The sequence below is a fragment of the Bilophila sp. genome, from assembly GCF_057864385.1.
Genome location: NZ_DBMAFI010000095.1, coordinates 1 through 10415 on the forward strand (window position 1 = coordinate 1; position 10415 = coordinate 10415).

The following is a 10415-nucleotide window of genomic DNA, read 5'->3' on the forward strand; positions in this document are numbered from 1 at the left end:
GGGGCGGGGGAGGGGAGAGGGAACCCTTCTCCAGAAGGGTTCCCTCTCCCCTCCCCCGATATCCTATTCAACCCCAAACTCGTACTGCCCCAGCTTGTCGAGGATAGCGCACATGGTAATCGCCATCATGCCGGAAAGGAAGGCAACCCGCTCCTTGGGCAGGGCTTCCAAGGCCCCTTCGCCGACCAGCCGCTGGTAAAACAGCGAGGGGCACTCTTTCTGCCGGTTCTGGGCCATCAGCCGGATATAGCCGGAAAACGTGTCGTCGATGAAGCTCTCGATCTGCTCGGAGGTGTACCCGGCCACCTGCGACAGCAAGTTCCGGGTGCTCCGCAGGTATTCGGCCATGACCTGATTGGAGGCCTGCGCCATCAGGCCATAGACCACGGCGGCGTGGACGAAGCCGTACCATTCGCGGGTGAGGGCCTTGCGGGAGGCGTCGTCGGCACAAGGAACACCCGCTCGCTGGGCCATCTCAAGGAGATCCTGCTCACGGGTGTTGAGTTCAAAGAGGATGCAGGCGGCCTGCACCGCCTGTTCAGGAGAAAGTATTTTCTTTTCAGTTTGTTCTTGCATGGCGTTTCCGGCGGGCAGGGCGGCCGCGAGAGGCCCCGCCAGCCATGCCGCTACCCGATTTCGTTAGTGTCGTCCTTGGTGTGGAACGGATTAAAGGAGGCTTCTTCCCTGAACATGGCTTCGAGGTAGGACAGCGCGTTGTCGCTGCTCGTCTGCTTGATGCCGATGGCGCCGTAGGAGAAGTTTACATGGAACTGCTTGACGCGGTCAGTTCCATAGCCGATTTCCATGAAACATTCCACCAACGAGATGGGCTTGACGCTGATGGGGATCCATGTGCGGTCGCTTCTGTCCTCCGTGTGGATGCAGACGGCGGCGATCATTTTGTTGTTGACGATGCGGAAAGAGGCGGTCTGATCCGGCAAGGGGTTGCAGGCTTCGTCGATGCGCAGGGGAACCACCAAATCCGGCTGCTGGCAGCCGATGTAAAATTCAAAAAGTTCCACGAAGGTCAGCAACTGGCTGTATGCGGCGCTGGCGTATTCTTCTTCAACTTTTCTCCGTTGTTCGAACATGGAACAGATTTCAGCGTAAGCGGACATGGATGTTTCCTCCTGCGGATGCGTTTTGCCGAATAACATTCCGGTATATGACGGCGTTTCCCGTGCAGGCGGCCCGGAGGGGCGGGAAGCGGCGCGGGCAAGCGCGGTTCTCCCGGCGGGAAACGCATCTCCTTGTTCCCTTTGCAGTTGTATTGCAACACGCCTGCTGCAATGGAAAAGGGGCCCGCACGGAGCTTGCCGTTCCGTGCTGCGCCCTTACCATGCAAGAAAGTTCAAAGATGATCAAGCGCCGGACAAGGAAAAGAACGTCCGGAGCCCCGCTTTTTATCGGGCCAATGCGGCGCTGGGATACGGTTTGCGGCGGCGTCCCCCGGCACGGTTCGGAGGGAGGGCCTTTTGCGTCCGGGAAAACGGGATTCGCCTCCTCATTTTTAGGGGAAGGCTTCGCCATGGAACGTGGCTGTTTCATCTCTACAGTATAACGAACATACAGATTTTTTCTCCCATTTTTCTATTGGCGGGCTCTACGGCTGAGGCATGTTTTGGCTATCCCTTTGGAGTTTAAAAAAGGCTGTGTCATAGAAAACGGTTGATGTTTTTTCCTTGAATTTTCAAAGGAATAATCGGAAAAATGCCTTGGCTATGGATTTCGCCAGAGGAAAGCTGGAGAAAAAGGCTATATTTTCATCGCGTTGTGGAGATGGAACAACCGCATACCATGACAGAGCCCTTAAAAACAACATCAACCATTTCCTATGACACAGCCTGGGCCGTGTTCACACCATGCTGGAATTTTCCCATGATTGGAGAGGGTTGAAGAAAAATGCGGCATCGCTCAAAAATACGCAGTAACCATTTGTAAAAAATGATGTTTATTCTTGGCTACGTTATAGAAAATGGTTGATGCTTTTTTCCTTGAAGTTCCAAAGGAATAACCAACCAAATGCCTTGGCTATGGATTCCGCCAAGGGAAAAGCTGGGGAGAAAGTCTATATTTTCACTGTGTTATGAAGATAAAGCAACCACATACTATGACAGAGCCTTTTTCTTGAAACTCCAAAGGAATAACCGGAAAAATGCCTTAACCGTGGATCCCTCAAGGGGAAAACTGGAAAAAAAGCTATATTTTTTACCGCACTGTGGAGATGGAACAGCCACATACTATATAGCAGAGCCTTATTTTTTGTTTGCGTGAACAGGCCCTAGGTTGTGGCGTTAATTAGATATAATATATTGAAATTATGTAACTATTTTAAAGGAACAAAATATTATTATTTAATAATTTCAAATATTTATATGTAACATGAGACACAACATAAGGGAAAAGCGGGCAAGGAGCGTTGTGGTAGGGTGCCCCCGTTGGCCGGAGGCTTCTTTTTGCGTCCGCCCTCCCCTGAAAACATTGAGGAAACCCTTTGGGTTCAATACTCTCAGAACTCTAAAGGGATATATAATGGCGGTTTCCCGGCGTTCGCGGCACCTTTTGCGCAAGGCACAAAACGAATCAGGAGGTTCTTCCATGCGTAAACTGATTGCTGTGACATATGATACGGAATTCAAGGCCGAAGAAGTGCGCCTTCAGTTCCTGAAAATGCAGAAGTCGTATCTGGTTTCCCTTGAGGACGCCGTGGTTGTTGAAAAAAAGCAGAACGGCAAGGTGAAGCTGCACCAGATGTACAACCTGACCGCCAGCGGCGCCGTCGGCGGCGGTTTCTGGGGCGTGCTCATCGGCCTGATCTTCATGAATCCGCTGCTTGGCCTTGTGGTCGGGGCCGGAGCCGGAGCCGTCGCCGGTGCGCTGAGCGATGTGGGCATCAACGACGATTTCATGAAGCAGCTTGCCGAAAAGCTGACGCCCGGCACGTCCGCCCTGTTTGTTTTGGTCGACTCCGACCTCACCGACAAGGTGCTTGACGCCCTGCGCGGCACAGGCGGGACTGTCCTCCAGTCCTCGTTGTCCCATGAGGACGAAGCCAAGCTCCAAGCCGCCCTGAACAGCGCTCGCGCCGCTCAGAAGGATGCCGAATAGCTCGCCGATGCTCCGGAAAGGCAGTATGGAAAGGCCGCTTCCTCAGGGAAAGCGGCCTTTTTGTATGCGCAACGGGGAGGCGGTATGGAATCCTCCCCGTACATCAGGCGGGGTTCCGCTTATGCGCTTTCCAACTGGCCGAGGTTGTCCACGACCAGCGTGGGCTGGCGTTCGAGGCCGGGCAGGTCGCTGCGCTTGGCTTCCCCGCTGAGGACGAGGATGAAGTCGATGCCCGCGTTTTCGGCGAGTTTCTTGTCCGTGCTCAGGCGGTCGCCGACCATGACCATGTCTTTCTTGTCATAGGATTGAAGAAGCGTGCCGAGCACTGCGGGGTCGGGTTTGCCGAAGATATGCTGTGGGCGGCGTCCCGTAGCTGTTTCAAACAGCGACATGAAGCTGCCCGCATCCGGGAGCGGCCCTTGCGGGGAAGGGCAGACGAGATCCGGGTGGGTGGCGAGGTAGGCTACTTCCGGGTTTTGCAGCAGCAGGGCGGCGTGGGTGAGCTTTTCGTAGGTGAGCTCCGTATCGTATGCCAGTACGACGGCTTCCGCGCCTTCGGAGTCGCCGTAGCCGAGGACGTTCAGTTCCGGCATCCGTTCGCGCAGGCACGCCACGAAGTCACGGTTTCCCACGGGGTACACCGTGCGGATGCCGTTCGCCCGCAGGTGGGCGATGAGCGGCGTCACGGGGGAAAGGATGCGGTCAAGCGTCGCCGGGATGCCCATCCGGGCCAGCTTGTTGACGTAGGTCGTCGGGGCCTTTGACGTGTTGTTGCTGAGGAAATGGAAGTCGATGGCGTCCCAGTGGCGGAGGATGAAGCCGACCGTTTCTTGAATGGGGATGTCGCCGAGGTAGACGGTTCCATCGAGATCCAGAACAAAACATTTCTTGTTGAGCATGGCAGTCTTCCGGGGATCAGTGTTGGAAAGCGCGTTACCATACGGAGACTTTGTGCGCCTGTCCAGCCGGACAGCCTTTGACGTTTCCCCACAGCCTGTTGAACCAAAAGGAAGAACAGGATAAAAGCGGGGAGCACAGGGAGGACACATGAGCAAAACTTCCGCTCGTCATCAGGCCTTGCAGGAGTTCCTTTCGGCCCGCGGCTACGCGACCATCGAGGAGCTGGCCCGGCATTTTGAAGTGACGCCGCAGACGGTTCGTAAAGACATCAATGCGCTCGCCGGAGAGGGGAAAGTGCAGCGTTTCCACGGCGGGGCGGGCATGGTTTCCGGTTCGGAGAACATCGTTTACGACGAGCGCAAGGGGATTTGTCAGGAAGAAAAGCGGCGTATCGGCGCTCTGTTGGCGACGCACATCCCGGACGGCGTTTCCGTGTGCATCAATATCGGAACCACCACCGAAGAGGCGGCGCGCGCCCTGCTTGAGCACAAGAACCTGCGCGTGGTGACCAACAGCATCAATGTGGCTTCCATCTGCGCCCGCAATTCCTCCTTTGACGTGGTGGTCGCCTGCGGCACGGTGCGGCACAGGGACAACGGCATCGTCGGAGCCAGCGCCGAGCGTTTTATCCGCGAGTTCCGCGTGGACTACGGCATCATCGGCATTTCCGGCATTGACGAGGAGGGCAACCTGCTCGATTACGACTACCGGGAAGTCGCCGTGGCCCGTACCATCATCGAATGTTCCCGCCGCGTGTTCCTCGTGACCGACCGATCCAAGTTCGGGAGGCCCGCAATGGTTCGCGTCGCGCACCTTTCAGACATCAACGCGCTGTTCACCGACGGCCCCATCGACACCAAGTGGGCGGATCTCATCCATGAGCACGGCGTCGAATTGTTCATGGTCTGATCGGATCGAAAAGAATGACGATAGGAAGGGAACCTTTCAGGAGAAAGGTTCCTTTCTTTTTGAATGGCTGTATCACAGCAAACGATTGGTGTTTTCTTGAAGTCCCAAAGATATAGCCGATAAAATACCCCAGCCATAAAGCCAGTCAACGAAAAACAATATGAAAGCCTATATTTTCAATATATTATAAATGTAAAAGGCTCTGTCATAGTACATGGTTGTTTGTTTCAGTAATATATTGAAAATATATGCTTTTTTAATCTTTCTGCTGGTGGACTCTGTGATTGGGGGATTTTATTGGTTATTTCTTTAGGTCGTGTCGTCATGTTACATGTAATTATTTGAGGCTATTGAAAATAATCATTTTGTGACTTTGAAATGGTTAAATAATTTCAATATATTATATATTGAAGATACGACCTAGAATTTCAAAAAATAAAGCATCAACCGTTTTCCATGACACAGCCTTTGAAATTCCAAAGGAATGACCAATAACGTTTCTCAGTTATGGAATCTTTTAGTGGAACAATAGAGAAAAAATGTATTTTCACTATGTTGAAAAAAGTAACCACCTTCTATGACAGAGCCTATAGAAAAAAAAGGAGATTATACCAGAAATGAACGGCGGCGCAGAGCCAGAGGGAACAGTGGCGCGTCCAGAGCACACCGAAGGCAAGCGAAGGGAAAAACGTCAGGGCCGCCATAAGGGGCGTATGCGTCGGCAGGTGGGAAAGCGCGAACAGGGCCGATGCCAGCAACATGCCGCCCGTAAACAGTCCCCATTTGCCCGGCACACATTGTTCAAGCTGACGCTGGAGCAGGGCGCGGTACGCCAGTTCCTCCGTTACGGCGGCGAATGCCAAACGCCACAGGGGGGGCATGCCGCCCGCCGGGAATAACAGCCCAATGCCCCCGATCAGGAAGGCCAGCCAGACCCACCGATCCCGGAACGAGCCGAAAAAACGCCTCCTGTCCAGCGATCCCCTGATGTCCGCCCATACTTCCTTCATGCTATATCATTACCCACTAGAGCAATTTAACTTTAACATATTGTAATATAACATTTAGATACGCTCGATCCGGCATTGGACAGCGCAACTCCATTGTGCTTATGCCTTCGCAGCGACCGCCTGCTTCCTGTAGCCGGAAGAAGGTTTTCACATTGAACACCCTCTAACTGATACTCTCCAGCCGCTTGTTCCCGGAAAGCCGCGGATAGGGATTCGATAAGCACAAAAGTCTTTGGGGATGGAGGGGATGGGGTTTGGGGAAGGGGAGGAAGGCCCTTTCTCCAGAAAGGGCCTTCCTCCCCTTCCCCAATCTTAAAAGAAATCCCGGCAGCGCCCGGCGTCCTCGTATCTGTTCAAACGCTCGCACTCTCCAAGCTCGCAGGCTTTTTTCAGATCCTGACAGGCACCTTCCGTTTCGCGCAGCAGGAAACGCACGTCGCCGCGGTTGATGTACGCGCCCGCCAGATCCGGGATGAAGGCGACGGCCCGCGTGTAGTCGTCGATGGCGGCCTTGAATTCCTTCTGCTCCTTGAGCACGTTCGCCCGGTTGTAGTAATACTCACCCTGTTCGGGGCGCAAGGCGATGGCCCGATCAAGATGCGCCTTCGCGCTGGCGTAGTTTCCGGCGCGCAGCATCACGACGCCGAGGGCGTTCTGCGCTTCGGCGTCGTCAGGATGCTCACGGGCATAGGTGCCGAGAGCCGTGCCCGCATCGTCCGCGAGCCCCATTTGATACATGGCGAGCGCCTTATTGTAGAGCACTTCGGAAGACGCCGCATCCGTGCCGCTGACCAGCGAAAGCTGCCGGAGGGCCTTCTCCGGCTCCTTCCGCTGGATGAGGATGCCCGCCTTGCCCACAAGGGCTTCCGGGTTGGTGGGATCGATCCGCAGGGCCGCGTCAAATTGCCGTTCAGCGCGCTTGTAATCGTTGGCGGCGTACAGCGCTGTGCCCGCATTGGTATGCAGCGCGGCGGATCCGGGCGAGATGGAGACGGCGCGTTCAAAGGCTTGGGCGGCGTTCCGAGGCTGGTTGCAGCTCAGATAGGCCATGCCCAGCCCGTTGAGCAAGGCCGGGTGCTCCTGCTGCTGCAGCGCGGCGCTGAAACGGAGGATGCTCTCGCGGCAGTCGCCTTTCTGGTAGGCTTCGACGGCCTCGTTCATCGTGCTGGCCGGAAAGGTGGGGGCGGCCCCCTGTTTGCGCATGGGCGTACAGCCGGAAGCCGCCATGAGGACGAAAACGGCACAGAGGGCCGCCGCTGCGGAACGGAAGGGGACCCGGCGGGAAAGCCCGTGCTGCGGGACGGGGCGGTGAGCCGACATCATAAAAACTCCTTGCGAATCTGTTCCAGAGAAAACTGCCCTTCGAGGATGCGGGCCGTTCCCGTGGCCGGGATATAGACCGAGAGGGTATCCTGGCCGGACTGAAGGTGGACGACGTGTTCCTGCACCACGCCGAGGGGATGGAACAGCAGCTTCTGAGAGCTGCCGAGCAGGTAGTGTTCGTCAACCGAGGCGGCGGACATGCCCTTGGGGAAGTCCTCCCTGAGCGGGCGATCGCCGTTTTCCGAGCTGATTTCCATAAACGTCTGGCCGAGTTCGAGCGTAACGGGCGCGTTGAGCAGAAGTGCCCGGCTGCGGGCCGTGGAGGACGCGGTGACGAGCGCCTGCGCCCCGGTGTAGAGCGGATTCCGCTCGACGGAGAGGGCGCCCGCTCCCACGGCCGCCAGCACGCCCATGAGCACAAGGACAATGAGCAGCTCAAGCAGGGTGAACCCGGCAGACCGCCGCTCAGCGGTCGGGCACATCTTCGCCCCAGATGTCGGCGGCTTCGCCTTCGCCGCCTTCCGCACCGTCGGAGCCGAGGCTCATGATTTCAAACGGCACTTTCTGCCCCGGCGCCGTGTAGACGTAATCGTTGCCCCAAGGGTCTTTCGGGATCTTGGTGATGTAGCCGTTGGCAGGGTAGTTTTTGGGCGTCTTGCCGATGGCCGGGCGGGTGACGAGGCTTTCGAGGCCCTGTTCCGTGGACGGATAGAACCCGTTGTCGAGATAGAATTTCTTGACCGCCGTGGACAGGTTTTCGATCTGCATCTTGGCCTGCACCACGCGGGCCTTGTGGGGTTCGTCCATGAATTTCGGGGCGACGATGGCTCCGAGAATCCCCAGAATGACGATGACGATCATCAGTTCGAGCAGGGTGAACCCGCCGTTGTTCCGTTGCCGGATGTGTCCTTTGTCCATGTTTTCCTCCTGTCGGGCGCAAGTGTGCGTATCAGAGCCGGGCGGCGTTAACGTACGGCCCGGTATTCCCATGTGACATATTCGTGCGTGACCCATCCCACCGAAGTGAGCGTATTTTTCCGCGCACCCTGCTGTACGGTGAGGTTGAGCCTGTACCAGCGGCTCCGCACGTCGAGGCAGCCGCTGGGGAGGGCCGGGACGTCGTACGCGGAGAGCAGATCCTCATACCAGTTTTCCCCCAAATCGTTGTCGGGGTTACTGCGGTAGTGCAGGACGGCGTTGACGAAGGGCCGCGCCTGCCGTTCGTCGCGGACGAGCGCGCTGAGCACGGCGGGTTGGAGCGTATTCATGTTCATGGGCCCCTGCGTCCAGATGGTCAGGGTTTCCAAGAGGCCGGGAAGCTCCTTTGTCCCGCGCAGGACATCCCGCCCCCATTCCTGTTCGACATGCGGCCAGCGCACGAGCAGGATTTCTTCGGGCGCCATCAGGGGGCGTCCCGGCGGCAGGCGGCGCGGCGTCTGCGTGAGATACCACTTCAGGGTGTCCTGATCCGTTTCGGCCAGCCCGCCCCACTGCCGGAGCGAATCCACATACTCTTTGGCCAGCGCAAGGGCGTTGTCCGTCCCGCCCGCGTAACCGTGCACGCGCATGAGCCCGGCCAGCAGCCGGGTGAGGATGTCGGCGAACGCCTCGGCGCGGGCGCGATCGGCCTCGCGTTCGTAGAAAATGGCGTTGATGGGAAAGCGGCTGTTTTCGTCCTCGATGGAGCCCGAAAGGTCCGCGCCCGGCAGTTCGGCGGAAAGACGCTCCAGCCCGAGGCCGAACAGCCCCCAGTCCTCCCGCATATGATCCGGGGTCCCCTCTTCGCTGTTCCGGGTGAGGACAGCCGTGGCGAGGCGTTCGCCGGACTCCATGAGCGGTTTGGCGGCAAGGATGGAGCGGGTGGATGCGGACATGGCGTGATCAAGCAGGATGTCGCGGCTGAACTCCACGGTCAGCACGGAAAGCCCGGTGAGCACGAACAGCACCAGAATGAGCACCGCGCCCCGGCGCCTGTCCTTGAAGAAAGTTCCCCTAGTCCCGTACATGCGGCCTCCGGGGGAAAACGGGGATGACAAACAGTTCCGGCTGTTCTTCTCCTTCCCTGTGCAGGGCAAACCGGATGGCTTCGGGTATGGCGCCGGAGGGCAGCGGGGAAGGCCAGTCCTCGACGTATTGCGTCTTGGCCGAATAGAGGGCCACTTCAAGCGACTTCACATTGCGGACAAGCACCAGTTCTGACCACGGGAAATCGCCCTCCACGCCGCAGTAGGCCCGTTCGCGCCGGATGAAGGCGGCGGAACGGCTGCCGTTGCGCAGGACGTATTCCACGCATACCGGGCCGGGCAAGGGATCGCCGGGCATGTCCGCCAGATGCGAGCTGGTGGCGAAGGACAGCAGCACTTCGTCGTCGGACGGCTGCGGCTTGTCCGTTTCGGTGAGGCGGTAGAACGCATCGGACGGGACAATCGGCTCGCGCGAGAGCGGGGGCAGGGTGGAATGCTTGTCGTCGATGAGGCACAGCCCGGCGATGTCGTTGTCGAGGATGCCCCAGAAGACGCGCTCGCTTTCCCGTTCGAGGACGCGTTTGCGCACGGTCTTTCCGTTGTCCATGACCATGCTGTAGGTGCTGAACAGCACCATGCCGATGACGGCGGTGAGGGTCATGGCGATGAGCAGTTCCACGAGCGTAAAGCCGCACATGCCCGTCGAGGGAGGATTATCGCGGGAGGACGTATTCAAGCAGCAGCTCCCGGTAGGACGTCCCACGGTTTTCCACCAGCCGGAATTCAAGGCGTTTGCCTTCCATGCACCGAAGGGCGACGAGTTTTGAATGCCATTCCACATCAGGGTATTCCGGGGACAGGGTTCCCCATTGTTCGAGGCTGTCCGGGGATTCCCGGAGCATCTGGAGCATCTTGGCTCTTCCGGCGCGGAGGACGCCGTCCTCCCATCCCGTTTCCGCAAGCTGCGTCAGGCTGTCCCCGCTGACGCGGACGGCAAGCAGGGCCACCGTGCTCAGGATCGCCAGCGCGACGAGCACTTCCAGCAGGGTGAAGCCCCGGTTCATTGCGCGCCCCCGGAAAGGGAAACGGTCATGTCCATATCCAGAAGATTTTTGCCCGAACGCCGGAACGTGACGTTTTCGACGCGGACGCCGGGGTGCGATTCCAGCGCGTGCAGCCATTGCACCCCCTGTTTCAGGTA

Annotated in this window: 12 protein-coding genes; 2 read left to right on the forward strand and 10 right to left on the reverse strand. The window is 57.7% G+C overall.

What is annotated here, in order from left to right; translation table 11 throughout:
- Positions 1-63: 63 nt before the first annotated feature.
- Both ACZM8Y_RS16855 and ACZM8Y_RS16860 read right to left on the reverse strand, forming a co-directional pair.
- Positions 64-576, reverse strand: coding sequence for a hypothetical protein (locus ACZM8Y_RS16855; RefSeq protein ID WP_482334521.1), 513 nt, complete (start codon positions 574-576; stop codon positions 64-66).
- A gap of 50 nt (positions 577-626) precedes the next feature.
- Positions 627-1118 carry a hypothetical protein gene (locus ACZM8Y_RS16860; RefSeq protein WP_308772177.1) on the reverse strand — a complete coding sequence of 164 codons (492 nt, stop codon included), beginning with the start codon at positions 1116-1118 and terminating at the stop codon, positions 627-629.
- A gap of 1480 nt (positions 1119-2598) precedes the next feature.
- On the opposite strand from ACZM8Y_RS16860, the gene ACZM8Y_RS16865 reads away from it, so the two are divergent.
- Complete coding sequence (locus ACZM8Y_RS16865; RefSeq protein ID WP_005025835.1) at positions 2599-3108, forward strand: DUF1269 domain-containing protein; 510 nt, start codon at positions 2599-2601, stop codon at positions 3106-3108.
- Between the two features lie 119 nt (positions 3109-3227).
- Here ACZM8Y_RS16865 and ACZM8Y_RS16870 read toward each other — a convergent pair whose 3' ends face one another.
- A complete protein-coding gene (locus ACZM8Y_RS16870; RefSeq protein WP_482334523.1) occupies positions 3228-4007 on the reverse strand; it encodes an HAD hydrolase-like protein in 780 nt (259 codons plus the stop codon).
- Between the two features lie 148 nt (positions 4008-4155).
- On the opposite strand from ACZM8Y_RS16870, the gene ACZM8Y_RS16875 reads away from it, so the two are divergent.
- Positions 4156-4917, forward strand: coding sequence for a DeoR/GlpR family DNA-binding transcription regulator (locus ACZM8Y_RS16875; protein WP_302554734.1), 762 nt, complete (start codon positions 4156-4158; stop codon positions 4915-4917).
- A gap of 587 nt (positions 4918-5504) precedes the next feature.
- Here the strand turns inward: ACZM8Y_RS16875 and ACZM8Y_RS16880 are convergent.
- The 7 genes from ACZM8Y_RS16880 to ACZM8Y_RS16910 all read right to left on the reverse strand — a co-directional run bounded on the left by ACZM8Y_RS16880 (position 5505) and on the right by ACZM8Y_RS16910 (position 10278).
- Positions 5505-5927 (reverse strand): CPBP family glutamic-type intramembrane protease, encoded by a 423-nt coding sequence (locus tag ACZM8Y_RS16880; RefSeq protein ID WP_482334525.1) that lies wholly within the window; start codon positions 5925-5927, stop codon positions 5505-5507.
- A gap of 312 nt (positions 5928-6239) precedes the next feature.
- Positions 6240-7250 (reverse strand): tetratricopeptide repeat protein, encoded by a 1011-nt coding sequence (locus tag ACZM8Y_RS16885; protein WP_482332140.1) that lies wholly within the window; start codon positions 7248-7250, stop codon positions 6240-6242.
- Positions 7247-7732, reverse strand: a complete 486-nt coding sequence (locus tag ACZM8Y_RS16890) for a pilus assembly FimT family protein (RefSeq protein WP_482332136.1) — start codon at positions 7730-7732, stop codon at positions 7247-7249. Before ACZM8Y_RS16890 ends, ACZM8Y_RS16885 begins: the two co-directional genes overlap by 4 nt.
- Positions 7716-8168, reverse strand: a complete 453-nt coding sequence (gene gspG, locus ACZM8Y_RS16895) for a type II secretion system major pseudopilin GspG (protein ID WP_302552558.1) — start codon at positions 8166-8168, stop codon at positions 7716-7718. Before gspG ends, ACZM8Y_RS16890 begins: the two co-directional genes overlap by 17 nt.
- A gap of 47 nt (positions 8169-8215) precedes the next feature.
- Positions 8216-9256: a type II secretion system minor pseudopilin gene (locus tag ACZM8Y_RS16900; RefSeq protein ID WP_482332131.1), complete on the reverse strand. Its 1041-nt coding sequence runs from the start codon at positions 9254-9256 to the stop codon at positions 8216-8218.
- Positions 9243-9950: a type II secretion system protein GspJ gene (locus tag ACZM8Y_RS16905; protein WP_487480024.1), complete on the reverse strand. Its 708-nt coding sequence runs from the start codon at positions 9948-9950 to the stop codon at positions 9243-9245. The genes ACZM8Y_RS16900 and ACZM8Y_RS16905 overlap by 14 nt, the downstream gene beginning before the upstream one ends.
- A complete protein-coding gene (locus ACZM8Y_RS16910; protein ID WP_308770681.1) occupies positions 9928-10278 on the reverse strand; it encodes a type II secretion system protein in 351 nt (116 codons plus the stop codon). Before ACZM8Y_RS16910 ends, ACZM8Y_RS16905 begins: the two co-directional genes overlap by 23 nt.
- Positions 10279-10415 lie beyond the last annotated feature (137 nt).

Excerpts from the sequence above, each read along its gene's own strand:
- ACZM8Y_RS16870 (WP_482334523.1), bottom strand. The coding sequence starts at position 4,007 with ATGCTCAACAAGAAATGTTTTGTTCTGGATCTCGATGGAACCGTCTAC.
- ACZM8Y_RS16900 (WP_482332131.1), bottom strand. The coding sequence starts at position 9,256 with ATGTACGGGACTAGGGGAACTTTCTTCAAGGACAGGCGCCGGGGCGCG.
- ACZM8Y_RS16885 (WP_482332140.1), bottom strand. The coding sequence starts at position 7,250 with ATGATGTCGGCTCACCGCCCCGTCCCGCAGCACGGGCTTTCCCGCCGG.
- ACZM8Y_RS16880 (WP_482334525.1), bottom strand. The coding sequence starts at position 5,927 with ATGAAGGAAGTATGGGCGGACATCAGGGGATCGCTGGACAGGAGGCGT.
- ACZM8Y_RS16910 (WP_308770681.1), bottom strand. The coding sequence starts at position 10,278 with ATGAACCGGGGCTTCACCCTGCTGGAAGTGCTCGTCGCGCTGGCGATC.
- ACZM8Y_RS16875 (WP_302554734.1), top strand. The coding sequence starts at position 4,156 with ATGAGCAAAACTTCCGCTCGTCATCAGGCCTTGCAGGAGTTCCTTTCG.
- ACZM8Y_RS16855 (WP_482334521.1), bottom strand. The coding sequence starts at position 576 with ATGCAAGAACAAACTGAAAAGAAAATACTTTCTCCTGAACAGGCGGTG.
- ACZM8Y_RS16860 (WP_308772177.1), bottom strand. The coding sequence starts at position 1,118 with ATGTCCGCTTACGCTGAAATCTGTTCCATGTTCGAACAACGGAGAAAA.
- gspG (WP_302552558.1), bottom strand. The coding sequence starts at position 8,168 with ATGGACAAAGGACACATCCGGCAACGGAACAACGGCGGGTTCACCCTG.
- ACZM8Y_RS16890 (WP_482332136.1), bottom strand. The coding sequence starts at position 7,732 with ATGTGCCCGACCGCTGAGCGGCGGTCTGCCGGGTTCACCCTGCTTGAG.
- ACZM8Y_RS16865 (WP_005025835.1), top strand. The coding sequence starts at position 2,599 with ATGCGTAAACTGATTGCTGTGACATATGATACGGAATTCAAGGCCGAA.